We start from the raw sequence: 23,416 nt of genomic DNA, 5'->3' as shown, positions 1-23,416 counted from the left end.
CCGCTCGTAGGCGTCAAGAGCATGCGTCGAAGGGTCTCCGACCTCTCGGGGCGGCCTTGCGGAGGTCAGGTCAGGTTGAAGAAGTGTCGTCGTCAGGAGGTTCCTGAATGCAGTGCCTCAGCTCAGGGAATCTTTCCAAGAATTCATCTTCGCACGGGTGGCCCCTCAAGAGGTCCGCTGCTGCCTTGGGTTCAATAAACCCCTGTGCGATGTCGGAGTTGAGCGTGCTCAGGCCACGGAAAGAATCCAAGTCGTAGCCGTAGTACTCGTCCATGTCAGGTCCCCCTGTCGTGTCGCACAGGGGTGTATAAAGGCACAATTGACCCCTCGTGGAAAATTTATCTTGGGTAAAACGTTTCCCTGAAATTAGGCTAGCAGGCTACCGGTCTGGGTGGCCAGTGCCTTGTTTTCGACGAGAAGCTGCTTGTGTGAGGTTGGGCTACGCCTGTGGACTTCACCCCGATATTGGTTTTGGGCAGAGGTGTGACCTGCCGCCCGACCCCCGAACTTCAATCGGGTTCGCAAGCGGGGCGAAACTTTTCGCCAATGCTCATATTAATCGAATGTCGATGGTGGGGTCAACCCCAACTCCCCCTCGCAGGTGGGGAGTTGCTCGCTCCTCTTGCGGAATTGGCACAAATGAGGTCTAAACCGGGCAACTCGACCCGTCGGTGTCAGTCGTCCAGGTGTCCGAGGCCGATTAACTTTTGGTTGACAGTGTCCAGCGTGTCAAATTAACCTCCGGTCAGTCGCCTGCGAGTCGCAAGCGGCTCCTAGGGGAAGAGCAGGTGGCACGTGGAGACAGGTGAGGAGTTCGGGCCCTGGTTGGCCCGTCAGCTCAAACTCGCGGGGAAGACGCAGGCCGAACTGGCCAAGGAGGTCGAGGTCACTCGAGCCGCCGTCTCCGCGTGGATCACCGGAAGGTCGACTCCTCGCCCGACGGTCATGGCGAACATCGCCAGGGCACTCGGCACGGACCTCGGTACGGTGCACACCCGCACCACCGACACCCAGGCCGGCCTGCCGGTCACCTGGTATCACCGTCCCGGCTACCCCGACGGTGGTCGTGACCTCGGCAATGCCGCGGCATTCGCCTTCGACGCGGATGTGCAGGTCCTCGCGCGCGAGACCTGCCAGAACAGCCTCGACGAGCGACTGACGGAGAACGGCCGCCCGGTCCGAGTCCGATACACCCTGCATGAGCTGACCGGCCAGGACCTGGACGCCTTCCGCGAGGCGATCCTCTGGAACGATCTCTTCCCGCACTACTCCGCCGTCTCGGAGATCGCAGGCAACCAGAAGGTCGGTCGTGTCGTGGACGCCGGGGTGCGCGACATGTATGAGAAGGGCCGCTTGGTCCTGCTGCGGGTCGACGACTACAACGCTTCCGGGCTCATCGGTGACGACTACGCGGACGGCAAGTTCGCCGCCGTGGTCAGGCGTCAGCTGGAAAGCCTCAAGTCCGGGCACGGCGCGGGCGGGTCGTACGGCTTGGGCAAGGCGACGCTGTGGGCCACCAGCGCTCTCGGCCTCGTGCTCATCAACTCCACGCTGTCCGAGCCCCACGAGGGGCGTACAGAGCGACGAGTCATCGGCCGTCTCGAACTGCCTTGGCGCGAAGTCGACGGCGAGCCGTACGCGGGCCCCGCCTGGTTCGGGCGCCCCGACCCTGATTCGCCCGGCGCCAGCGTTGCGCGCTCCTGGTGGGCGGACGAAGAGACAGTGGCTCGCCTGCACCTGACCCGTGAAAGTGACGAACCCGGCACTTCCTTCCTCATCGTCGGCGCGCACGACGTGGCCAGCCTCGAGGACAAGTCGTCCGATGCCGACGACGAGACCGTGGATGAGGAGGGCGGCGAGGACACGCGCGACATCCGCAAGATGCACCGCCGCCTGGTCGAGGCGCTGGGGCGTGACTTCTGGGCCGCCATGACCGGTGGTGGAAGCAGGCTTCCCCTTCTCGAGGTCTCTGTTCGTACGCTGCGTAACGGTGACGTGGTTGTACCGGAGGAGCAGGTGGACCCGTCTGCCGAGCAGCCCTCCCGGACGCGTGCCCTACGGGCGCACTACGAAGGCACCACCGTGGATCGACTCACCGAGGCCGGGCAGGTGGCGGCGCGGAGCGTGCCGCTGAAGCTGCCGCTGTCCGGGGGCGCGAGGGGGACGCTCGGAATACACCAAGCGGTCCTGTTGGTCACCGAAGCCGACAATGACAAGGACACACCGAAGAACCAGGTGCACTCGCTGCGTGGCAACCGCATGACCGTCAAAAGGGCCGGGGTTGCGAACCTGCCGCTCGGGATCAACCCGTTCCAGGCTGTGCTACTGGTGGGGGAGGCTGCCGGGGAATCGGCGCCCTTCGCCGAGGAGGTCGAGGAATTCCTGCGTGCGGCGGAACCGCCTGAGCACGACCGCTGGGGGCAGACGGAGGAGCTCACCCTGCGCTGGTCGCCCTCCGCCTACCGGCGGATCAACATGCTGACCACCGAGGTCAACAATGCGGTCAGGGAACTCGTGGCACGGCCCAAGCGCGGCAGCCGCGAAGGCGGTGAGGCCCTGCGCAAGGCGTTGACCGTGAAGACGAGGCCCAAGGCCAAGGCGCCCTCCGGGCCGGTGGTTCCGGTACTGGACGGGCTCGACGCGACGATCGGCGACAGTGGGGAGTGGCAGATCACTGCGGAAGTGAGCATTCCGCGCGGCGACGAGGTCGTCCCGATGGTGCCGGTCGCCCAGCTGGATGTGCGCTCCGGGGGCCGCCCGAAGCTGGACTGGGCAGAACTCGCGGCCGTCGAGGGCTGCGAGGTGGAGGACGGCACCCTTCGCTTCGCGCCGGGCACACGTCGCGCGAAGTTCCGAGGATCCACCGATGTCACCAGCCACCCCGTCAGGACCACGCTCACCCGCCTCGTCCTGGAACTCCGTGCCGGCAAGGGGGAGTGACGGTGAAGATCTACCCGTACAAGAGGCTCAACCGGCCGGTCACGCTCAGGGTGACCTCGGTCTCCCTCAAGCTCTCGGACGGAACCCGCGACCAGCTGGAGACAACCGCGTACTCCACCCAACAGCAGGCTGTTGCACTCGGCATCGCGGGGCACAGCGACTGGGTGAGCGCCACGATCGGCCTATCGGCCACGCTGCCGCCCGGGGCGGACGCGCCGGACGCGGCCTGGTCCGACCTGCGCGTTCTCGCCGTGCTGACGGACGGCGAGACCAACGTCCGCACTTCCACCGACCTCACACGTGAAACGGCGGACGGTCGCGACTGGTCGGGCTCCCTGGAGGTCCTCCGTGACAACCACTTGGGTCGGGCCTCCCTCGCCGTGCACGCCGTCGGGACGGTCGACGGAGTGCGGGGACGATCGATTGCCGAGACCGACCGGAACTGGATCATCGACACGGTGTCCGAGGATCCGGTCCGTGGACTCCAACTGGACGTGCAGAAGGCCTCGTTCAGCAGGAGCGCCAGGGAGTGGCTGCACGCCTACGCCGACGTCCCCTGGATCGTGGACACTTCGGCCCGGGTTCCCACGGTGTTCGTGAACACCGACGTCGAGGGGGTCCTCGGGTTGTTGGACAGCAGCGGCTCAGGACTGGACAGCAAGGTGCGTGACCTTTTGGTCGCTCAGATGGCCACCGATGTCTGGACGGCGGTGTTCCACGGTGCCATCGGCGATCTGGAGGTGGAACCCGGGGGCGGCCCGGTCTTCCCGACCGACTGGCAGGGCGATGTTCTTCGGGAGATGCTCCCGGACGTGATTCCCGGTGTCCACGTCGAGGAGGCCCTGCGACAGGTCCATCGCCGGCGCACCGGCGACTCGGGCTGGGTGGAGCTGCAGACCCGCATCCACTATGCGGCGGCCCGTCGTGCCGACGCCACCAAGGCGCTTGCCTATGCCATCCGCAGTCTGGAACAGATGAACCGAGAGAGTGAGAAGTGATCACGCAGCCGAACCACGTACCGGAGCGCTTGGCGCTTCTCGCCACTTCGGCCGTCGATCCGTTCCTCAGCGAGGAGCTGCTCAAGGGCGAACAGGTGCATGGCGGCATCGAACTCGCCAAGGTCGTCGAGCCGCTCCCCGAGGACGACGCCAGGTGGTCGGTCGAGCCGATCCGAAGTCTGGTGGACGATGCCATGTTCGAGTTCTGTGCGGACCGTACCCGTGCCGACGCGTGGCTCGCGCCACGGCTTCATGCCACGCTGCGCCTGACGCGGCGAGAAGCGGCGGACAAGCGTCTGTGGAATCACATCGCCCTGGCGGTGGCCCCGGACTACGTCGTTTGGCGTCACCTGCCGGAGGCGACGGCGAACAGGCCCGAAAGGCGCGTCGCCGCGGACCGCTTCCGGGGCCCGGCGGACCGCCAGTGCTTCTCCCGTCTGTGGTGGGCGGCTGAACTCTTCCGAAACGGGCCGGACTACGAGCCCGTCGAGGTCGCCTGCGGAAACCAGGACCTCATCCACACCGTTCTGCGTATGGAGCTGATCGATCATCGTCCCACGGCCCAGGCACTTGTCCGTCTTCTGAAGAACGGGCGGGTCACCACCGGTCGCGAGATCAACGGCCTCAGCGTGGCGATCAATACGGCGGGAGCGACCCTGACTTATGACGCCCTCGCAGCGGACCAGCCTCGCGATCCTGTCCCTCTGCGGAAATGGATCGCAGAGGCGGAAACGGCGCCCCCGGTCGCACGACATGTACTCCCGGAGGGGCCGGACGAGGACCCCGTCCCGGAGGAGTCCGTGACCGCGCTCACCGCCTACTTCGCCGACCTGTTCGAGACCGCGCCGGTCCGGGGCAGGAAGAGCGAGGACTGATCCGGGGGCCCCTGAGCTACTGAGGAGCCGCCTTCTTCTTGCGCGTGCGTGAGGTCGAGCGGGGCGGTGTCTGGCCCTCGGGGCGCGGGCAGCGGGCGGTGCAGTCGTCGGCTGCCCCGCAACCCTGGCTCCGTAGCTTTGCGCGCTGCTCCTCCGTGGCCGGCGTCCACGGTGTCCTCATTGCGTCAGGGGCCGGCGCGGGAAGACCGAGCGCGGCGCTCAGCAGGTGTGCACCGAACAGGGGTGGTACGGCATTGCCCACTTGCTGGGCCTGTGCCGTACCGGACCAGGGGTAGTCCGGCGGAAAACTCTGCAGCATCCCCGCCTCGTTCATGCTGAAGCGGGGGCCCTCGTAGACGATGTCCTCATCGAGGTGTTCGAAGACCACGAAGCGAGAGATGCGGCCGGTGACGGTGGCGGCGGGCTGTCGGTCGGTTCGTACGCCGCGGCGCCCCGGGTGTCCGGAGCTGCCGTAGTTCGAGCGGACGAGAAAGGGGGTTTTGCGGCCGGTCAATGCCTTGCCCATCGACATCCAGTGCTCCAGTTCATCGTCCTCCCCTCGGCCTTCCTGAGGTTCCGGGGCGCTCTCCTCGTCAAGGGTCGGCTGATGGACCTGAGCTGAGATTTTGGCGTTCGCGCGATTCCACTCCTTCGCCTCGTAGGCGCGGTGGGTCGGTGCGGGCAGCTCGGGCTCACCAAGTTCCTCACGACGAGCTATCAGCACGGCTCGGGACCGTGTCTGCGGCACTCCGTAGGTTTCGGTGTCGAGGACGTCGACGACGACCTTGTACTTGGTGCCGTTGGGGAGGCCGGTGTTTTCCAGCACCAAGGCATAGTGATGCCAGAGCGCCTCGACCGCGGGGACCTGTTCCAGAACGATGACGTCGTACGGTCGGTTGCCGCGGTTCGGGCTCCTGGTCGCCTGGATCGCGTACCGGAGGGGTTCGAGGACCAACGCGGTGCGTGGATCGCTGAGCTTCTTCAGCTCCTTGTCGATCTCCTCGTCGGAGTCGCCCGCCATGAGTCGCTCGATGTAGCGCTTGACTTCCTCCAGGGCCTTGCGACCGGCGCCGCCCCCGGCCACTGAGTACGTCTGACACGGTGGGCCACCGGCAAGCACGTTGATCTCCGGCGGCAAGGATTCGAACGCTTCCCGGCGTACCGCGCTCACATCGGCGTGGAGGGTGTCCAGCCCGGCAGCGTACCGCGTCAGACAGGCACTCTTGTCCCACTCGATGCCGAGACTCGGGATGTCGAGCGCCTGCCCGGCGACATCCAGCCCTCCGGGCCCCGCGAAGAGATCAAGGACAAAGGGCTTGTCGAGGATGGACTGGTGTGGCGCCGCGCTGGTCATGTGGCGGAAGTCTAGCCGGCCGCGGACACTGCCTGCTCGCCGTCCAGCGCTTCGGCAAAGGCCCGTCCCAGCGCCTCTCCGACGGGCGGCGGGGTCGCGTGCCCTATCTGGCGGTAGCGGGCGGTCTTTAGCCCGGCGATTTCCCAGGAATCGGGAAACCCCTGCAGTAGCGCCGCCTGTTCAACCGTGATCTTCACCATGTTTTCCCTGCCGAGTTCGGGATCCCATACGAACTCAGGGCCGGGAACCATGTCGCCCAGCGTGTGAGCGTTGACGCCCATGGTCGCCCACTTACGCTTGGCTCCGGTCGGTCCCAGATCGGCGCCGCCCCGGTTCTTCGACCCTCCGACCAGTGTCGGAGCCGGTTGATCGGCTTGGGCGGCCCAACGCGTGGCGTCCTGCCAACCGCGCGAGGCCATGGACGGCCCCAGAGTGGCGCCGACCGTTGTCGGCTCCAGCACGGTCGGCGTGGGCGGTCGGAACGCTTGGGCACGATTCCGTTCGACGGCCACGAGGACACCCTGCTTGCGGCTTTGCGGAACGCCGAAATCGGCAGCGTTCAAGACGAACCAGCTGAATTCGTACCCTAAGTGCGCCAGTTCGGCCCGGGCGAAGTCACGGAACGGCTGATACTCGTCCGCGTCAGCGAGCCCAGGAACGTTCTCGATGAGCACAGCCCGAGGTCTGATCGCATGTACGAGGTACACAGCGGCTTCCAACAGCCGCTCCTCCACACCCGAATCCTCCCGAGCGGCGGTCGCACTCGACTTCACCCGTGGCAGGCCCGCCGCGAGTAGATCCACGTCGTAGCTCACCGGGTGCTCAGCCGGGTCGAAGTCCAGCAGGTCGGTGTGCAAAACGTTCCAGCGAGGCCGATTGGTCCTCAGGGTCGTGACGGCAGAAGTGTCGTCGTCCAGCAGAAGGCGCGGCATGAACCCCGCTCGCTCCAGACCGAGAGCAAGTCCCCCCGCCCCGGAGCACACATCCACAAAGGTGAGTCCGCTCACTTGTTTTTCCCTCTTGTCCGTTCCGGCCGACGTCGCTGCACGGCTGCCGCCACCTGTACAGCCACTCCTTCGGGAGCTTCGTGCTCCCAGAACCGCAGCACTGTCCACCCCGCTGCAAGCAAACGTTCCGTCGTCTCTCGGTCACGGGCCATGTTCCGTTCCAGCTTCGTGCGCCACCACTCCGCGTTGGCCTTCGGGCGAGTGGCGTGCTGAGGACAGCCGTGCCAGAAGCAGCCGTCGATGAGGACCGCGACCTTGGCCCTGGGGAACGCCACGTCGATACGCCGTCTCGGCAGGCCCGGCACGGGGTACTCCACGCGGTACCGCAGCCCTGCCGCGTGCAGCAGCCGCCGCACGGCCAGCTCGACGGCCGTGTCCTTGCTCGCCTGCCTGCTCATGCGGGCCGAGACGCCAGGAGACGAGGGCGTCATGCTGTTCACTGTCGAGCCTCACGCATGCATGTCGTCACGGTCGATGATCGATGCTTCCACGCATGAGCTGATCCGCACCGATCACTCATGGCGATGCGGTCAGTTCTAGCAGTAGCCGCTGACATACGAAGGGCCTTCGACGCAAGCTGATCGTTTTCGCGCTGTCGGGCCGCCCGCTTCTTGTCATTGTCGTGCCTCCACGCCCCACCTCAAGGGCGCTCCAGCCCAGGAGTGAAGCGAGCGGGCAGCCCGGGTAAGCGGGGGCCAGGGTGGGGAGCGCCGCAGCGTGCTGCGCAGGTGCCCGGCGTGACGGGCGCGTCAGCGGGTCCGCGCACGCCGGGTTGGCTCAGCGGCGAGCTACCGGGGGTCGTGGAGTCGGGGATCAGGCAGTGCTGCCGTGGCACTGCCCATACGCCGTCCCCGACCCGCACCAGCAAGCCGCCCCCTGTTGCGGCGGCCAAGCCACCGCTCTCCCCCTCGCCGCCAGTGTCGTCGCGTACTGGGGGAGGAGGGTCGTGTCGCCGGGGGAGGAGAGTTCCGAGGCGGCGAAGGCCTCGTAGGAGGGGACCGTGCCGGTGACGATGCCCAGGTTCGGGGTGCCGGAGGAGGACAGTTCGCGCAGGGCCGTCTCTATGGTCGCGAGGTGTTCCTCGTGGGTCGGGTACTCCGACGCGAGGGTCGGGTACGCCTCCAGGAGTTCCGTGAGTTCCGTCGCCGGCCAGTGCAGGACCGCTACCGGGAAGGGGCGGGAGAGGGCCTCCCGGTAGGCGCCCAGTTCCGCTCGGAGGCGGAGGATCTCCGCCTCCAGTTCCGCCGGGTTCTCCGAGCCCAGGGACCACACGCGCTTGGGGTCGTGAAGTTCGTCCAGGGTGATCGGGAGGGAGTGGACGGTGTCCGCGAGGGCGTCCCACTCGTCGTGGGACTTTCCGAGCATGCGCCGTACGCGGTGGCGGCCGAAGAGGAGGGGGTGGGTGGCGTAGGGGGGCTCGGCTACGTCCGTCAGGAGGCGGCGTACGGCCTCGGTGAAGGTGTCGTGGGCCGCTTCCAGTTCGTCGTGGGATTCCAGGGACTCCGCCACGATCACCCAGGGCGCCGGGTCCCCGGGGGACGCCATCCGGACGCCCTCGATGATCGCGCGGGCCTCGGCCTCGTGGCCGTACTCCCAGAGGTTGGAGGCCTTGAGCGCCCGTACCAGGTGGGGGTTCTCCAGGCCGTCGGGGGAGGACAGCAGGCGGTCGTACAGCGTGGTCGCGGTGGGGCGGTCGCCGGAGAGTTCCAGATGGGCCGCTGCCCGCAGCAGCAGGGCCTCGGCGTCCTCGGGATACAGGCCGGCGGTTCGCTCCAGGCGTGCCGCCTCGGCGGTGTGGTCGACGTTTTCGGCAGGCGTGTCGGGGCGCATGGGGGACACCGTACTGCCGGGAGGTGACGAGCGTGAGAGATGCGCAGGCCAGACCACCCGGCCTCCCGACTTCCCATGCCCGCCACCCAGGCTTCACGGTTCGCCCCGAACCGCCGCCGCGGACTTACAGCGTCACACCGTCTATCTGGAGGGTTTGGACTGATTTGGCAGCGAAGGGGACGCTTACGGATTTGCCGGACAGGCGGATGTCGGAGCGGGGGGTGTAGAGGTCTCCGCCGCCCGTCGTGACCGTGTTCCAGCGGGGGACGAGGCCTCCGGAGCCGCCCGTGACCGTCGAGAAGCGGGAGAGGTCGAAGGTGAGGGTCTGGGCGGAGGTGGAGGTGTTCACCGCGACGATCACCAGGCGGCGGGCCGCCGCGTCGTACGCCGCCACCGCGTAGTCGACGCCCGTGTCCAGGATCGTCATGCCGGGGCGGATGTGGCGGCTGAACTGGGCCATCACATAGTGCTTGGTCTGGACGGTGGTGGGCTGCAGGGTGTTCGCGTCGTAGGCGATCATCGCCCAGCCCGACGACGGGTCCATGACCTGCCAGTAGCACCAGGCCGTGGGGTGCAGCCAGCGGAAGTCGAGGCAGAGGTTCGAGGCCATGGTCAGGCCCGTGCCGTCGCTGTCGCCCGTCTCGGAGTTCCACAGCTTCTTGCGGGAGGTGGTCACCACGTCCGTGTAGAGGAGGTCGCGGCGGCCGCCCGAGCCCTGGTAGCCGTGCACGTTGACCTGGGAGACCAGGCCCTTGGTCGTCGAGTTGAAGGACGACCAGGTGGAGCGGGCCGTGTCGTAGTTCGTCTCGTCCGAGGCGGCTATGCGCAGCCCAGTGAGACCGCGCTTGTCCAGCTCGCTGCGCATGTAGGGGAGGACCGCCGCCTGGACCGCGGGGTCCATGTGGCAGCCCTCCTGGGTGCCGGTCGCGGTCCACCAGGTGGAGGCCGGCTCGTTGAAGGGGTCGACCGTCGCGAAGTTCACGCCCCAGTTCGACTTCGCGTACAACGCCGTCGCCGCCAAGTGCGAGGCGTGCTGACGGTAGTTCCAGGTCTGGAGGTTGTTGCCGCCGCCCGCCGCGCCCGAGGGGTTGTGGTTGCTGCACATCCACCACATCGGGGAGTTGGCGAAGAGCTCGGTGATCGCGCCGCGCTGCGTCGCCTTCACCAGCATCGCGCGCTGGTTGGCGTCCGCCGTCCACTTCCACGCCGAGGAGGTCGGGTCCTCGTTGTTCCAGTCCTGCCAGAAGCCCTCGATCTGCTTGAAGGCGGGGATGTTGGGCGACTTCACCATCGTCTCGCCGCCGACGCTGTTCCAGCTGCACGCGCCGAGGTTGTAGCGGGCGATGTTGAGCCCCAGGCCGGGGAGGGAGCGGCCGTTGTACGTGACGGACTTGGTGGTGAAGAACAGGTCGGCGAAGTCGTCCCGGGCGCCGAAGACGTTGGCCCACCAGGCGAGGGAGGTGCCCCAGCCCTCCCAGGTGCCGTACGTCGTCGACGGGTTGACGGCGATGGTGGCGTCCGCGTGCGCGGTGCCCGTCGCCAGGGCGCTGCCGAGGAACGTTCCGCCTGCTGCGGCCAGCAGACTTCTGCGTCGGATCACGGCTCCTCCGTAAGGGAGATGGGGGCAGACGCCGGTCCCCGGCCCGGCGTCACAGGGGTGTCCCCGTGGTTGGTGACGAGAAGCATCGGGTGTGACGGGTGGGTTGTCGAGAGTTCTGACGAACCTTTCTCAAACCCGTGTACGAAGTGGAGGATCCGGGCGGGAGGATGATCCTGTATAACGGACGACAGGGCATACACACGTACGAGTTGACGAGAGAGGGGGCGGCGATGAACCGGAGCTGGGCGACGCTGCGTCCCGCCCTCGCGCTGCTCTTCCTGCTCGTCGAAGTGGCGCTGCTCGACACCGGCAGCCTCTCCGCCACCGTCGCCCTCGCCGCGACCACCGCGGCCTCGGCCGCCCTCGCGCTCTGCGCCGTCGCCGCCTCCCGCTGCGCGCCCACCGTGCCGCGCACGCGGGTGCGTACGGCCATCCGCGACCGGGACCGGCGTACGGCCTTCCTGCCCCAGCGCGACCCCGACGCCCGGGGGCGCACCCGGCCCCGGGCACCCGGTCACGCCCTCCGGGCGACCGTCGCGTAGGGGCGCATCCACACCTGAGTGACCCCGCGCGGGTCGTCATGCCGCCATGACCCATTTCCGGCACGACGAGACCCCCGGAGGGCTCACCCATGTCCGTCTTCGCCAGCCTGGTCGAGCACCTTGCCGACCTGCTCCAGCCGCTGTTCGGCGCCTCGGCCGCCGCCGCGGCGATCGTCCTGTTCACCGCGCTCGTACGACTCCTCGTCCACCCCCTGTCCCGGGCCGCCGCGCGCGGCCAGAAGGCGAGGACCGCGCTCCAGCCGAAGATCGCCGAGCTGCGGAAGAGGCACGGCAAGAACCCCGAGAAGCTCCAGAAGGCCGTGCTGGAGCTGCACGCCGAGGAGAAGGTGTCGCCGCTGGCCGGCTGCCTGCCCGGGATGCTCCAGATCCCCGCGTTCTTCCTGCTCTACCACCTGTTCTCCAGCGAGACGATCGGCGGCGAGGCCAACGGGCTGCTCGGCCACCAGCTGTTCGCGGCGCCGCTCGGGGAGCGGTGGGCGGACGCGCTCCACGGGGGTGTCCTCAGCGGGGCGGGGCTCGTCTACGCCGGGCTGTTCGTGGTCGTGGCCTGCGTCGCCGCGTTCAGCTACCGGCTCAGCAAGCGCATGATGGCCGCCAACCCGGTTGCCCAGGCCGGCGGCGGGGAGCAACTGCCGGGACTGGGGGCGGTGACGAAGGTGATGCCGTTCATGTCGTTCTTCACGCTGGTCACCGTGGCCGTCGTACCGCTGGCCGCAGCGCTGTACATCGTGACCAGTACGACATGGAGCGCCGTCGAGCGGGCCGTGCTGTACCGGTGACCCGGCGGCCGGTCCAGCACGTGAACGGGGTATTGCGGAGTGCACGCCCAGCTTGGAGGATCGACCAGTCCTCCGATGGCTGTCCCGCCGCATCCGGGTCGCGCGCATCGGCCGGGCGCCCGCGATCGAGGGAGACTGATCATGAAGCTGCTGCGAGTCGGTACGGCGGGGGCGGAGCGGCCCGCGCTGCTCGACGCCGAGGGGACCCTGCGGGACCTGTCGGGCGTCGTCGCGGACATCGACGGCGCGCTGCTCGCCGACGAGGAGGCACTCGGCCGGGTCCGGGCCGCCGCGGACGCCGGTGACCTGCCCGCTCTGGATGCCACCGGGCTGCGGATCGGGCCGCCGCTGGCGCGGATCGGCAAGATCGTCTGCATCGGGCTGAACTACCACGACCACGCGCGCGAGACCGGCGCCGAGCCGCCCGCGGAGCCGGTCCTCTTCATGAAGGCACCGGACACCGTCGTCGGGCCCGACGACACCGTCCTCGTGCCGCGCCGGTCCCTCAAGACCGACTGGGAGGTCGAACTGGCCGTCGTCATCGGACGTACGGCCAGGTACCTCGGGTCCACGGAGGAGGCGCTGGCCCATGTCGCCGGGTACGCCGTGGCGCACGACGTGTCCGAGCGGGAGTTCCAGATCGAGCGCGGCGGGACCTGGGACAAGGGCAAGAACTGCGAGACGTTCAATCCGCTGGGGCCGTGGCTCGTGACGGCGGACGAGGTGCGCGATCCGCAGGACCTGTCCCTGAAACTCTGGGTCAACGGGGAGCTCAAGCAGGACGGGACGACGGCCGAGCAGATCTTCCCGGTGGGAGAGGTCGTGCGGTACCTCAGCCAGTTCATGACGCTGTACCCGGGCGATGTGATCAACACCGGGACGCCGGCCGGGGTGGCACTGGGCGCGCCCGAGCCGAAGCCGTTCCTGCGGGCCGGGGATGTCGTGGAGCTGGAGATCGAGGGGCTCGGGCGGCAGCGGCAGGAGTTCAAGGACGCCTGAGCGGCCGGTCCTGCGCGAGGGGCGTCGCCCCTTTCACCGGCGACTTCGGACAGCTCGGCTCGCCCCCCTTTTTCCGGTCCGGCCGGCGGGTCCCTCTCCGGCCCTTTCCGGACGGCGCACGGCGCGTGCACAGCAGGGTGAAGTGCGCCCCCAGCGCAGTTGAGCGCGATAGGAGCGCGTGGGAAACGCGCGCTCCTATTCGGACTCTCATACCGCTCGATGTGCGGAAATCAGCCAGTACGGTTGGCGGTCGGGTGAACGGAAGCAAGGCGCGCTCCGGAAGAGGGCTGTTGCGCCGGTCTCGCACCCTGACGCTGAACGGGGGGCACCGTGCGGGTACTTGCGGAGCGGTACGAGCTGATCGAAGAAGCAGGACGTGGCGGCATGGGCCAGGTCTGGCGCGCCACCGACCGGGAACTCGGCCGGGTCGTCGCCGTGAAGGTCCTGCCGCCGGAGCTGACCAGGCACGAGGAGTTCCGGGTCCGGTTCCGCAGGGAGGCCCGCACCATCGCCTCGCTCAGCCACCGCAACATCGCCGTGCTGCACGACGTGGGCGAGGACGTACGGGACGGCGAGACGACCCCCTTCCTCGTCATGGAGTTCATCGACGGCCGCACCGTGGCGGACGCGCTGGCCGAGGGGCCGTTCACGGTCGACCGTGCTCTCGATGTCGGCCGGGGAATCGCGGAGGCCCTGGCCCACAGCCACGGACAGGGCCTGGTGCACCGGGACATCAAGCCCTCCAACGTCATGCTCACCTCCGAGGGCGGGGTCAAGGTCCTGGACTTCGGGATCTCCAAGGTGGTGGCGGAGACCACCACCCGCCTGACCGCGACCGGAATGACGGTCGGGACCCCCGCCTACCTGTCACCGGAGCAACTGACCGGAGGAGCGGTCGACGGCCGCTCCGATCAGTACTCCGTGGGCTGCCTGCTGTACGAACTGCTCACGGGGCGCCCGCCCTTCCTCGGCGACTCCCCGTTCGCCGTGATGCACCAGCACATCAGCAAGGAGCCCGTCACCCCGTCCATGCTGCGGCCGCAGATCCCGGCGGCGGTCGACGAGGTCGTCCTACGGGCGCTGTCGAAGGACCGGGAGCAGCGCTTCGCGGGCATGGCCGAGATGCAGCAGGCCCTGGCCCGTTCGGGAATCAGAGTCCCCCTCCCGACGGTGCCTCCGGTGCCTCCCGCCCGGCCGCCGTCGGAAGCGGGACCGGGGCGGACGATGCTGGCCGAACAGCCGACCCAGGCCGCCTCGGTGCCGAAGCAGGCCGCTGCCACGCCTCCGCCGCCCATCACCGCGCCCGGCGAGGCGGCGGCCGGCCGCGGCGATCAGGCAACCGCCGCCTCCTCCGCGGCGACTGCCGTCGGCCCCGAACCGGCCGACGCCGCTGAGCCGTCCGCGCGCAGATGGCGCCGACGACTGCCCGCCGGGAACCGCGCGACGGCCCTGCTCGGGCTCGTGGTCTCGGCCGTGGTCGTCCTCGGCCACCAGGACCTCGATCCGTCGAGCGACTACCTCGTGCCGTCGGCCCTGATCGCGGTTCTCGGACTGGCCGCATTCCGCTGGCTTCCCCTGACGTCCACCCTGCTGTGGTGGGGCGCCGGTGCCCTGGTCACCGCCGGTGTCACCGCCGGGGCGCCGGTGGAGGAGAGCGACTACGCCTTCGCCTCCGAGGACGACTTCGACGGCACCCTCCACTTCTACGGCCCCTACTACAAGGACTACTACGAACTGCCCGAGGACCCTTCCGGCCACAGGCTGTTCGAGGAGGGGTACGACGGAGGGTACGAGCCCGCGTCGGCCATGGTCTCCCTGGACTACACGGGGCACGAGCCGATGTCCTTCCTCGCCGTTCCGGTTCTCGTCCTCGCCGTCCTGTGCCTGGTCAGGACGCTGTGCACCCGACGGCACTCGGCTCTCCTGGCGGCCTGCGGGATCACGCTGGCCGGACTGGGAGTCAGCTGGCTGGCTTTCGGAGCGGAGGACCAGCTGTCCGTGTTCTCCGTCGTCTGGGGCCTGGCCGTACTCGTGGCTGTCGTCCAGGAGTTGCGCGGCCGCCGGCGAGGGCCGGGCCCGCGGCAGCCCAGGACCCGGCGCCGTCTCCGGTTCGTCGTCGCCGAGTAGAGACGGCCCGCACATCGCCGGGCGGGCAGTGTCCCCGCCCTCTCCCGAGAGACAGGGCTCAGCTCATGACGTTCTTACGTGCGCGCGGCATGCGCGCAATCGCAGGAGCAGTACTGGTGGTGGCCGTCGCCGCGGGGTGCGGGGACTCGGGGAGTTCAGGGAGTACGGGGGGTTCCGCCGGTTCCGGGGAGACGACTCCACCCGGCCCCCCACCCCCCACCGAACCGAGTCGCACCATCTCCGAGTCGCCCTCCGCCCCACCGACCGACGACATCACCGAGCCGCCGCCCTCTCCCACCACGCCGGAGCCCCCTCCGTCATCGGCGTTCGTCGCGCCGGAGGGCTCCGTGCCCGGTGAACTGGTCGGCGAATGGGACGGGGACGGCACCGCCGCCCGGTTCGACAAGATCCGCTTCTCCAGCGGTGGCGATGTGAGCCTCATCTACAACAACGGCCTCGTGCTGGAGGGTTCAGCGGTGGTCGAAGGCACCTCCATGACCCTGTACGTGCCAGGCGGCCCCATCCCGTACGAGTACTGGTCGATCGAGGAATTCGACGCCGGCTACGGGTACACGTTCGAGAACCTGAGGCTGGACGGGATCAGCTACGTGCGCCAGATCGCCGGTGGCTGAGATGGCTGCCACCGGCGCCCTCCGCTCACTGCTCCTCGTCACCCTGCTCATGGGCGTCACGGCCTGCGCCTCACCAGGCGAACCGCCCGGCCCAGGGCCCACGCCCCGTACGGCCTCACCCACTCGGGCGCCGAGCACCTCGCATGCCGATCCGCCTGAACAGGTGCTTCCCCAGGCCCTCGTCGGGACGTGGCGGAGCGACTCCAAGGACAGTGATGCCGGCCTCACGTACCGCTTCCGGGCCGACGGCGGCTACACCTTCACGGGCGTCCTCGCGTACGACTCCCCGGACGGCGTCGTCCAGGTCACTCACACCTCGGAAGGCACGGCACGGGTCCGAGGGGCGCTGCTCGTCCTGACGCCCGGGAGAGCCGAGACGTCCCGCCGGGACCCGGGCGATCCGGAAGGCGACTACTCGGCCAGGCCCGCCGCGCGCACCCCTCAGCGTCACACGTGGGAGGTGACGGGCGACGCCCTCGCTCTCACCGACCGGAAGGGGCTGAGGGTCACGTACGAGCGGCGGTCGCCGTGAACCCGTCGACCTCGCGGTTCGCCCTCCGCGTCCGGGTCCAGATCGTCCTGCTCGCCGTCATCACCGTGGCGACCCTCCTGTCCGCGTTGGCGTTCAGCGAGGCCTCCGGGACGTACCAGGACGCGGTGCGTCAGGAGATCACGCGTCAGGAGACCCTGCTGGACGATGTGCGCACGGTCTACGCGGAGGACGCGCGCCTGGCGTTCGAGGTGGCCGCGGCCTCGGCGCGCGCCGACGCGCTCAGACCGGTCCGCCACGAGGGAAGGACCGCCGCGTCGGAGTACGAGATCGCCGCCCAGACCGCGTTCGCCCTGCGCAGCACCGCCCGTTCAGGGAGCCCCCTGCACGACGCCTACCGGCACCGGGAACTCGGCTACGACCTGCCCCGCCGACTCGCCGACCTGCAAAGGGACAAGCCAGGGCGCTACGGCCTCGCGCCGGAGGCGACGATGCGGTCCGGGGACACATGGGTCATCTGGGGACTCGGCTTCGCCGTGCTCGCCGTCGCGGCCGTCATCGCCGGGGTGGCCGCCGCGAACGTGCTGCGGCCGCGCGCCCTGCGCAGACCACCGGGGCCGGACCGCCGGCGTGTGATCAGGAATGTGCAGCTCCTCCCTCAGCCGGCCCTCACGCGCTCCGGGGAGAGCCGCCTCGCCCCGCTGCTCCAGCTGTTCGTCGTCGTCCTGCTGATGGTGCTCCCTCTCAGCGCCGTCTACGCGGCCGGCGGCGAACAGCGGGCCCAGGCGGAGGCGGCCCGCAAGGCCACCCAGCTGGGTACCGCTGCTCTGGCCCTCGGTCAGCGCACGGCATTCCTCGCAGAGGGCCGGCGAACGGCAGAGCTCACCGAGCTGCGGGCGATGGCCCGCGAACGCGCCTCGCTGGAAACCGGGATCACACCCGGTCAGGCACGGCACGAGCGCGTGGTGGCCGCGGTCGAGACCCGGGCCGCGGAGCGGGTGCGTGAGATCGCCGAGTACATGGGGCGTCCTCCCAGGCGCGCCGACCGCGTCGACGCCGCGACGGCGACGATGCTGGCCGAGGATCCCGGACACCTGTCGGACCTTCGGAAGGAGCAGAAGCGCCAGGTGTCCTTCGCTGAGCTGGCCAGCAGCCGCGGCGTGTATCTGGGCGCGGCGGCCGCCATGGCCGCCATCGCGGAGGTCCTGGTCGCCGCCGCTGTCGCCGACGGCCGCCGCAGGTGGCTGCTGTGGCCGGCCGGCGCCGCGGTGTGCTCGGCCGTTCTGACCGCCAGGGCCCTGATCTGAACCGAGCCCTGCCGGAGTGCCCTTGAGGGAAGACGGCTCAGGCGAGCAGGGCCGCCAGGTCGCGCCACGCCTTCCTCGGGAGGGCGTCGCGGGGCTCGCCGGTCAGGACCTGGAGGGCGATGTGGTCCGCGCCCGCCTCGAAGAAGGCGTCGATCTTCGTGCGGATCGCCGTGTCGTCGCCCCAGGCGAACAGCGCGTCGACCAGGCGGTCGCTGCCGCCGTCCTTCAGGTCGTCCTCGGTGAAGCCGTGCCGGAGGAAGTTGTTGGTGTAGTTCGGCAGGGGGAGGTAGATCTCCAGGAACTCGCGGGCCAGGGCGCGGGCGCGGGCCGGGTCCGTCTCCGGGACGACACCCAGCTCCGGCGCGAGCAGCGGGGCTTCGCCCAGGATCTCGCGGGCGTGCGCCGTGTGTTCCGGAGTGACCAGGTACGGGATCGAGCCCGCCGCCCGGTCGCGGGCCAGCCGCAGCGACTTCGGGCCCAGGGCGGCCAGGAGACGGCGGTCCGCCGGAACTCCGGCGGCGTCCAGGCCGTCGAGGTGGCCGACCAGCGCCGAGTAGGGCCGGGCGTACTGCTCCACCCGCTTGGCGTGGCTCACCCCGAGACCCAGCAGGAAACGCCCGGGATGGGCCTTCTCCAGTTCCGCGAAGGCCGTGGCGGCGGCGTCCGGCTCGTGCTGCCAGATGCTCTGGATGCTGGTGCCGACCGTGAGCGTCGAGGTCGCCTCGATCAGCGGGGCGGCGTTGGCGGCGGAGCTGTTGCCGCCCAGCCAGACGGCGCCGTAGCCGAGTTCCTCCAGTTCGGCGGCGGCCTCGGCGAGTTCGCCGCGCCGGTCCGGGTCCTCCGAGCGCAGGCCTACGCTCCAGATGCCGTACCGGCCGACGGTCTCCTTCAGGGGGGTGGTCATGGGGTGGGGTCCCTCCGGTGGGCGGCGCGTTCGATCACGCTTACGCAGGTGCCAACCGGAGGGGGTCCCCGCTCATTCCGGGATCGGAGTCAGCGGTCCAGGAACCGCTCCAGGGCCTCCACCACCAGCCGGTGGTCCTGGAGTTGCGGCAGCCCGGACACCGTCACCGCGCCGATGACGCCCACGCCCTCGACGGTGATCGGGAACGAGCCGCCATGGGCCGCGTAGGTGTCGGGGTCGAGGCGCGAGGACTCCTCGAACGTGCTGCCCTTGGCGCGGAAGCGGGCGCCCACCAGGTAGGAGGCGGAGCCGTAACGCTCGACGACTCGGCGCTTGCGGGCGATCCAGGCGTCGTTGTCCGGGGTGGAGCCCGGCAGGGCCGCGTGGAAGAGCTGCTGGCCGGTGCGGTGGATGTCGATGGCGACCGGGGCCTGCCGCTCCCGGGCCAGCTCCACGAGGAGCGAGCCGAGCGCCCAGGCGTCGTCGTGCGTGAACTGGCGGAACACCAGGTGGCGTTCCTGCTTCTCCAGCTCCTCCAGGCTCGGGGTGAGCTCGGGGTGGAACTTCGGGGTGAGCCCCTGGCTGTGGGAGGGGTTGCTCTTGTGGGTCACAGCGTCACCGTCACCTTCTCGCGGGCCGAACGACGGGCGGCCTCCAGTACGTCCAGGGCGGCGGCCGCCTCCCGCGCGGTCACCGGGTTCGGCGCGCCCTCCAGCAGGGCCTTCGCCACGGCCGCATAGTAAGCCGGGTAGTCGCCCGGGAGGGTGGGTTCGCAGCGGCCGCCACCGGTGACCGGGGACTCGCCGGAGCCGACGCGGCCCCACAGCGACTCGGGCTCCGCACCCCAGCCGGGGCCGGGACGCAGGCCGTCCCGGAGCGCCGCCTCCTGCGGGTCGAGGCCGTACTTGACGTAACCGGCGGTGGAGCCCAGGACGCGGAAGCGGGGGCCGAGCTGGGCGGTCGTCGCGGAGACGTAGAGGTGGGAGCGGACGCCGCCGGTGTGCGTGATGGCGATGAACGTGTCGTCGTCCGTCTCGGCGCCCGGGCGGCGGATGTCCGTCTCCGCGTAGACGGAGGCCGCCGGGCCGAAGAGGACCAGGGCCTGGTCCACGACATGGCTGCCGAGGTCGTAGAGCAGACCTCCGATCTCTGCGGGGTCGCCGGACTCGCGCCAGCCGCCCTTCGGCTTCGGACGCCAGCGCTCGAAGCGGGACTCGAACCGCCAGACGTCGCCCAGCTCGCCCTCGGACAGCAGCTTGCGCAGGGTGAGGAAGTCGTTGTCCCAGCGGCGGTTCTGGAAGACGGAGAGGAGCAGCTCGCGCTCCTCGGCCAGGGCGGCCAGCTCGCGGGCCTCGGCCGCGGTGCCGGCGACGGGCTTGTCGACGACGACCGGCAGGCCGGCCTTCAGCGCGGTCGTCGCGAGCGGCACGTGCGTCTTGTTCGGGGACGCCACGACGATCAGGTCCAGCTCGGCGGCCCGGGCGAACAGCTCGTCCGGTGTGGCGGCGAGGCGTACGTCCGGGAACTCGGCGCGGGCCTGCTGCCGCCGTTCCGGGTTCGAGGTGACCACCGTGTCGAGGGCGAGGCCCTCCGTGGCGGCGATCAGCGGTGCGTGGAAGACGGAGCCGGCGAGGCCGTAGCCGACGAGGCCGACGCGGAGGGGTGTGCCAGTCATGGCACCCACTTTCGCAACGCTGTTGCCAAAGTGCAAGCGCCGGGGACAATGGGGGGCGTGAACAGGGCGGACGACCGTACGGGCGGAGTGGGCGGCATGCGCGGGGCCGGAGGCGCGGGCACGGCGGGTCCGGTCGGGCCGGGTGGTGGCGGGGTGAACCTGCTCGCCCTGCGCAGCCACAACGCCGCGCTGGTGCTCGACCTGCTGCGGACGGCCGGGGACGAGGGCATCAGCCGGCTCGAACTCGCCGAGCGCACCGGGCTCACCCCCCAGGCGGTCAGCAAGATCACGGCACGCCTGCGGGAGGACGGCCTCGCGGCGGAGGCGGGACGCCGGGCGTCGACCGGGGGCAAGCCGCGTACGGTGCTCCGCCTGGTGCCGGAAGCCGGGCACGCGGTCGGCGTCCACCTGGACCGGGACGAGGTCCGGGCCGTGCTCGTGGACCTGCGGGGCACGGTGGTGGGGGAGCGGCGGGCCGCGCTGGACCTGGGGGCGGGGGCGGGGGCTGTGCTGGGAGCGGTGCGGGAGACGGTGACGGGGGTGACGGCGGCCGGGGCGGATCGGGACTCCCGACCGGGGGCGGTCGGGGGCGGTTCCCTGCCGGGCCCGGCGCGGCTCGGTCCCGCCCTGCTGGGTGTCGGGGTCGCGCTGCCCGGCCCGCTCGATCACGCCCGGGGGGTGCTGCACCGGGTGACCGGGTTTCCCGAGTGGGACGGCTTTCCGCTGCGGGAGGCGCTGGCGGAGCGGCTCGGCGTGCCGGTCGTGGTCGACAAGGACACCAACGCGGCCGCGGTGGGCCTGGCCGCTGGGGGCGAGGGCGGCTCCTTCGCCTACCTGCACCTCGGCACGGGACTGGGGGCCGGACTGGTCATCGGCGGCAGCCTGCACCGGGGTGCCAGGACCGGGGCCGGGGAGTTCGGCCACCAGGTGATCCAGCTCGACGGCCCGCCCTGCACCTGCGGGAACCGGGGCTGTGTCGAGGCCCTGTGCCTCGGTGCGGTCGCCCGCGGTGATCTGCGGGAGGCGGCACGGGTCCTGGGGGCCGGGGCGGCGAACCTCGTGGGGCTGCTCGACATCGACGTCCTCCTGCTCGGCGGCCGGACGGTGGCGGCGGCACCGGAGGCCTTCACGGACGGGGTCGGCGCGGTGCTGGCGGCCTGGGCCCGGCGCACGGGCCAGGACGCCGTACCGGTGCGCGTCGCGGCCGGAGGCGGCGGGGCCGTGGCAGTGGGGGCGGCCGAGCTGGTGCTGGGACCGGTGTTCGGGCGTGGGGGCGTCTGAAACGCGGGGTGGGGAGCGGCTCGGGCAGGATGCGCTGGCTGAGCAGGAGCCGGTGCCGGTCTCAGGTCGCGGTGCTCGGCTGATGTCCGGACGCCGACGATCGATGCCCGGCGGTCCCGGCCGGGCAGATTTCGTCCCGCTGCTGGTGACCTACGCGGGCCTCACCGCCGTCGGCGTCCTCCTCGCGGGCTGGGCCCACACCCGCGCGAAAGCCCTCGGGCGCCGGTAGAGGGTGTCCGCCGACCGGGCGGATTCGCGCCGCCGTTCGGGGATGGTTAGCGCCCGCGCCGTCTCACGGCCCTCGCCCGTCGGAATGTCACATCATCATGCGACTCTGCACGCCCGCTCACCTCTGCCTGGCGGCGGCAGCGGCGGCCGCCGCCCTGCTCCCCGGTGCTCATCCGGCGCACGCGGACGCCCCGGCGCCCGCCTGCGCCGCGCCCGACGACCACACCTTCCCGCTCACCACCCGCATCCACGGCGGACCGGACTCCTACACGGCCGGCGGCGGGTTCGGAACCTGGTCCGTCGACCTGACCAACACGACCGACCGGACCTGCTCCGGCATCCACCCCGTCGTCGTACTCGTCGACGACAAGCGGGCGCTGGAGCCGTCCCAGCCCCGCCTGGAGTTCTTCGAGGGGGAGAACGCCCACCCCGTGCGCTTCGAGAAGACCGGCGAGGACGAGCTCGTCGGGGCGTTCGCCGACGCGGAGGGCGGCTTCGCCGGGTTCACCGTCGCACCGGGCGACACCGTCACCGTGAAGGTGCGGCTCTCCCTCACCTCGGACGCCGTGCCCAACGGCGTCACGGCCAACGCCGCGGTGGTGCAGCGGCACGACGACGACGGCGACTGGGTCGGGCAGTCGAACGACTACCGGTTCGCGATCGACGGCGGTGACGGGGGGACCGGCACCGACCCGGGTAAGGAACCCCGGACCGACCCCGACCCCGACCCCGATGCCTCCGTACCGCCCCGCGAGGACCGGTTCCCCTTCGCGGAGGAACTGGCCCGGACGGGCACCGGCACGCAGGTCGCCGCCGTGGCGGCCCTGCTGCTGACCGGCGGTGGCGTACTGCTCATCGCCCGCCGCCGTCGCTGATCAGGACGTCCCGCCAGTCGGGACGCCGCACGCGGGCCATTCCGCAAGATCCCGCCACTGTCTAGGCTGGGTCGCAGGCTGGACCGCGTACGGCAGGAGATCCCGCACATGGCAGACCGCAAGCCCATCGAGTCGTGGCTCACCGACATGGACGGTGTGCTCATCCACGAGGGCGTACCGATCCCCGGCGCCGACGCCTTCCTGAAGAAGCTGCGCGAGTCCGGGAGGCCCTTCCTGGTCCTCACCAACAACTCGATGTACACCCCGCGCGACCTGCACGCCCGGCTGCGCCGCATGGGCCTGGAGGTGCCGATCGAGAGCATCTGGACCTCGGCCCTGGCCACCGCCCAGTTCCTGGACGACCAGCGGCCGGGCGGCTCGGCGTACGTCATCGGCGAAGCCGGCCTGACCACCGCGCTGCACGACATCGGCTACATCCTCACCGACCACGAGCCGGACTACGTCGTCCTCGGAGAGACCCGCACGTACTCCTTCGAGGCCATGACCAAGGCGGTGCGGCTCATCCTCGGCGGCGCCCGGTTCATCTGCACCAACCCGGACGAGACGGGCCCCTCCACCGAGGGGCCGCTGCCCGCGACCGGCGCGGTGGCCGCCCTGATCACCCAGGCGACCGGCAAGAAGCCGTATTTCGCGGGCAAGCCGAACCCGCTGATGATGCGGACCGGGCTGAACGCCATCGGGGCGCATTCCGAGACCAGCGCGATGATCGGCGACCGCATGGACACCGACGTGCTGGCCGGCATGGAGGCCGGGATGCAGACGTTCCTGGTGCTCACCGGGCTGACCCGGCCCGAGCAGGTCGAGGACTTCCCGTACCGGCCGTCACAGGTCGTGGACTCGATCGCGGACCTCGTCGACCGGGTCTGAGCCCGGGCGGAGGCACCCGGGGGCTCAAACCCGTCGTCACCCGTACGGAGCAGCCGCCGCGTCC

23 protein-coding genes are annotated in these 23,416 nt (G+C 70.2%); 14 read left to right on the top strand and 9 right to left on the bottom strand.

What is annotated here, in order from left to right:
• Positions 1-70 precede the first annotated feature (70 nt).
• Complete coding sequence (locus tag HNR57_RS08855) at positions 71-274, bottom strand: hypothetical protein (RefSeq protein ID WP_184558570.1); 204 nt, start codon at positions 272-274, stop codon at positions 71-73.
• Positions 275-795: 521 nt separating this feature from the next.
• On the opposite strand from HNR57_RS08855, the gene HNR57_RS08850 reads away from it, so the two are divergent.
• Genes HNR57_RS08850 through HNR57_RS08840 form a run of 3 tightly spaced genes read left to right on the top strand, consistent with a single transcriptional unit; the run spans position 796 to position 4,813 of the window.
• Positions 796-2,940, top strand: coding sequence for a helix-turn-helix transcriptional regulator (locus HNR57_RS08850; protein ID WP_184558569.1), 2,145 nt, complete (start codon positions 796-798; stop codon positions 2,938-2,940).
• 2 nt (positions 2,941-2,942) lie between these two features.
• Positions 2,943-3,938, top strand: coding sequence for a hypothetical protein (locus tag HNR57_RS08845; RefSeq protein ID WP_184558568.1), 996 nt, complete (start codon positions 2,943-2,945; stop codon positions 3,936-3,938).
• The gene (locus tag HNR57_RS08840) at positions 3,935-4,813 is read left to right on the top strand and encodes a DUF6339 family protein (protein WP_184558567.1); all 879 of its coding nucleotides are present in this window, start codon (positions 3,935-3,937) and stop codon (positions 4,811-4,813) included. The genes HNR57_RS08845 and HNR57_RS08840 overlap by 4 nt, the downstream gene beginning before the upstream one ends.
• A 16-nt stretch (positions 4,814-4,829) precedes the next feature.
• Here the strand turns inward: HNR57_RS08840 and HNR57_RS08835 are convergent, their stop codons facing one another.
• The 5 genes from HNR57_RS08835 to HNR57_RS08815 form a co-directional block, all read right to left on the bottom strand.
• Complete coding sequence (locus HNR57_RS08835; RefSeq protein ID WP_184558566.1) at positions 4,830-6,167, bottom strand: DNA cytosine methyltransferase; 1,338 nt, start codon at positions 6,165-6,167, stop codon at positions 4,830-4,832.
• An 11-nt stretch (positions 6,168-6,178) separates the two neighbouring features.
• Positions 6,179-7,174 (bottom strand): DNA cytosine methyltransferase, encoded by a 996-nt coding sequence (locus tag HNR57_RS08830; protein ID WP_184558565.1) that lies wholly within the window; start codon positions 7,172-7,174, stop codon positions 6,179-6,181.
• Entirely contained in the window at positions 7,171-7,572 is a 402-nt protein-coding gene (locus tag HNR57_RS08825; RefSeq protein ID WP_184558905.1) for a very short patch repair endonuclease, read from the bottom strand. The genes HNR57_RS08830 and HNR57_RS08825 overlap by 4 nt, the downstream gene beginning before the upstream one ends.
• 415 nt (positions 7,573-7,987) lie before the next feature.
• Entirely contained in the window at positions 7,988-9,004 is a 1,017-nt protein-coding gene (locus HNR57_RS08820) for an SEC-C domain-containing protein (protein WP_184558564.1), read from the bottom strand.
• A 124-nt stretch (positions 9,005-9,128) separates the two neighbouring features.
• Complete coding sequence (locus tag HNR57_RS08815) at positions 9,129-10,604, bottom strand: glycoside hydrolase (protein WP_184558559.1); 1,476 nt, start codon at positions 10,602-10,604, stop codon at positions 9,129-9,131.
• A 230-nt stretch (positions 10,605-10,834) separates the two neighbouring features.
• Between HNR57_RS08815 and HNR57_RS08810 the strand changes: the two genes are divergently transcribed.
• From HNR57_RS08810 to HNR57_RS08780, 7 genes are all read left to right on the top strand, one after another.
• Positions 10,835-11,146 carry a DUF6412 domain-containing protein gene (locus HNR57_RS08810; RefSeq protein WP_184558557.1) on the top strand — a complete coding sequence of 104 codons (312 nt, stop codon included), beginning with the start codon at positions 10,835-10,837 and terminating at the stop codon, positions 11,144-11,146.
• Positions 11,147-11,235: 89 nt separating this feature from the next.
• A complete protein-coding gene (locus HNR57_RS08805) occupies positions 11,236-11,946 on the top strand; it encodes a YidC/Oxa1 family membrane protein insertase (protein WP_184558555.1) in 711 nt (236 codons plus the stop codon).
• A gap of 141 nt (positions 11,947-12,087) precedes the next feature.
• Positions 12,088-12,945 carry a fumarylacetoacetate hydrolase family protein gene (locus tag HNR57_RS08800; protein WP_184558553.1) on the top strand — a complete coding sequence of 286 codons (858 nt, stop codon included), beginning with the start codon at positions 12,088-12,090 and terminating at the stop codon, positions 12,943-12,945.
• A gap of 330 nt (positions 12,946-13,275) precedes the next feature.
• Positions 13,276-15,072 carry a serine/threonine-protein kinase gene (locus HNR57_RS08795; protein ID WP_184558551.1) on the top strand — a complete coding sequence of 599 codons (1,797 nt, stop codon included), beginning with the start codon at positions 13,276-13,278 and terminating at the stop codon, positions 15,070-15,072.
• 347 nt (positions 15,073-15,419) lie between these two features.
• Positions 15,420-15,704 carry a hypothetical protein gene (locus HNR57_RS08790; protein ID WP_184558549.1) on the top strand — a complete coding sequence of 95 codons (285 nt, stop codon included), beginning with the start codon at positions 15,420-15,422 and terminating at the stop codon, positions 15,702-15,704.
• A gap of 1 nt (position 15,705) precedes the next feature.
• A complete protein-coding gene (locus HNR57_RS08785; RefSeq protein ID WP_184558547.1) occupies positions 15,706-16,236 on the top strand; it encodes a hypothetical protein in 531 nt (176 codons plus the stop codon).
• Entirely contained in the window at positions 16,233-17,501 is a 1,269-nt protein-coding gene (locus HNR57_RS08780) for a hypothetical protein (protein WP_184558544.1), read from the top strand. The genes HNR57_RS08785 and HNR57_RS08780 overlap by 4 nt, the downstream gene beginning before the upstream one ends.
• Before the next feature lie 37 nt (positions 17,502-17,538).
• Here the strand turns inward: HNR57_RS08780 and HNR57_RS08775 are convergent, their stop codons facing one another.
• The 3 genes from HNR57_RS08775 to HNR57_RS08765 all read right to left on the bottom strand — a co-directional run bounded on the left by HNR57_RS08775 (position 17,539) and on the right by HNR57_RS08765 (position 20,080).
• Positions 17,539-18,405 (bottom strand): LLM class F420-dependent oxidoreductase, encoded by an 867-nt coding sequence (locus HNR57_RS08775; protein ID WP_184558542.1) that lies wholly within the window; start codon positions 18,403-18,405, stop codon positions 17,539-17,541.
• Positions 18,406-18,494: 89 nt separating this feature from the next.
• Positions 18,495-19,016, bottom strand: coding sequence for a heme-degrading domain-containing protein (locus HNR57_RS08770; RefSeq protein WP_184558540.1), 522 nt, complete (start codon positions 19,014-19,016; stop codon positions 18,495-18,497).
• On the bottom strand, positions 19,013-20,080 hold the full coding sequence (locus HNR57_RS08765) for a Gfo/Idh/MocA family oxidoreductase (RefSeq protein ID WP_184558538.1): 1,068 nt from the start codon (positions 20,078-20,080) through the stop codon (positions 19,013-19,015). The genes HNR57_RS08770 and HNR57_RS08765 overlap by 4 nt, the downstream gene beginning before the upstream one ends.
• A 96-nt stretch (positions 20,081-20,176) precedes the next feature.
• Here HNR57_RS08765 and HNR57_RS08760 point away from each other — a divergent pair, with 96 nt between their 5' ends.
• The 4 genes from HNR57_RS08760 (at position 20,177) to HNR57_RS08745 (ending at position 23,352) form a co-directional block, all read left to right on the top strand.
• Positions 20,177-21,361, top strand: a complete 1,185-nt coding sequence (locus HNR57_RS08760; protein WP_184558903.1) for an ROK family transcriptional regulator — start codon at positions 20,177-20,179, stop codon at positions 21,359-21,361.
• A gap of 82 nt (positions 21,362-21,443) precedes the next feature.
• A complete protein-coding gene (locus HNR57_RS08755) occupies positions 21,444-21,590 on the top strand; it encodes a hypothetical protein (RefSeq protein ID WP_184558536.1) in 147 nt (48 codons plus the stop codon).
• 97 nt (positions 21,591-21,687) lie between these two features.
• The gene (locus HNR57_RS08750) at positions 21,688-22,464 is read left to right on the top strand and encodes an LPXTG cell wall anchor domain-containing protein (protein WP_184558534.1); all 777 of its coding nucleotides are present in this window, start codon (positions 21,688-21,690) and stop codon (positions 22,462-22,464) included.
• Positions 22,465-22,572: 108 nt separating this feature from the next.
• Positions 22,573-23,352 (top strand): HAD-IIA family hydrolase, encoded by a 780-nt coding sequence (locus HNR57_RS08745; RefSeq protein ID WP_184558532.1) that lies wholly within the window; start codon positions 22,573-22,575, stop codon positions 23,350-23,352.
• Positions 23,353-23,416 lie beyond the last annotated feature (64 nt).

It is taken from the genome of Streptomyces paradoxus, assembly GCF_014202475.1.
Taxonomy (GTDB): domain Bacteria; phylum Actinomycetota; class Actinomycetes; order Streptomycetales; family Streptomycetaceae; genus Streptomyces; species Streptomyces paradoxus.
Note: the sequence above shows the minus strand (reverse complement) of the source record. Positions and strands in the feature narration are given on the sequence as shown.

Coding starts and splice junctions, on each gene's coding strand:
- HNR57_RS08760 (WP_184558903.1), top strand. CDS start 20,177: ATGCGCGGGGCCGGAGGCGCGGGCACGGCGGGTCCGGTCGGGCCGGGT.
- HNR57_RS08765 (WP_184558538.1), bottom strand. CDS start 20,080: ATGACTGGCACACCCCTCCGCGTCGGCCTCGTCGGCTACGGCCTCGCC.
- HNR57_RS08775 (WP_184558542.1), bottom strand. CDS start 18,405: ATGACCACCCCCCTGAAGGAGACCGTCGGCCGGTACGGCATCTGGAGC.
- HNR57_RS08800 (WP_184558553.1), top strand. CDS start 12,088: ATGAAGCTGCTGCGAGTCGGTACGGCGGGGGCGGAGCGGCCCGCGCTG.
- HNR57_RS08755 (WP_184558536.1), top strand. CDS start 21,444: ATGTCCGGACGCCGACGATCGATGCCCGGCGGTCCCGGCCGGGCAGAT.
- HNR57_RS08750 (WP_184558534.1), top strand. CDS start 21,688: ATGCGACTCTGCACGCCCGCTCACCTCTGCCTGGCGGCGGCAGCGGCG.
- HNR57_RS08820 (WP_184558564.1), bottom strand. CDS start 9,004: ATGCGCCCCGACACGCCTGCCGAAAACGTCGACCACACCGCCGAGGCG.
- HNR57_RS08855 (WP_184558570.1), bottom strand. CDS start 274: ATGGACGAGTACTACGGCTACGACTTGGATTCTTTCCGTGGCCTGAGC.
- HNR57_RS08785 (WP_184558547.1), top strand. CDS start 15,706: ATGGCTGCCACCGGCGCCCTCCGCTCACTGCTCCTCGTCACCCTGCTC.
- HNR57_RS08805 (WP_184558555.1), top strand. CDS start 11,236: ATGTCCGTCTTCGCCAGCCTGGTCGAGCACCTTGCCGACCTGCTCCAG.
- HNR57_RS08825 (WP_184558905.1), bottom strand. CDS start 7,572: ATGAGCAGGCAGGCGAGCAAGGACACGGCCGTCGAGCTGGCCGTGCGG.
- HNR57_RS08835 (WP_184558566.1), bottom strand. CDS start 6,167: ATGACCAGCGCGGCGCCACACCAGTCCATCCTCGACAAGCCCTTTGTC.
- HNR57_RS08810 (WP_184558557.1), top strand. CDS start 10,835: ATGAACCGGAGCTGGGCGACGCTGCGTCCCGCCCTCGCGCTGCTCTTC.
- HNR57_RS08745 (WP_184558532.1), top strand. CDS start 22,573: ATGGCAGACCGCAAGCCCATCGAGTCGTGGCTCACCGACATGGACGGT.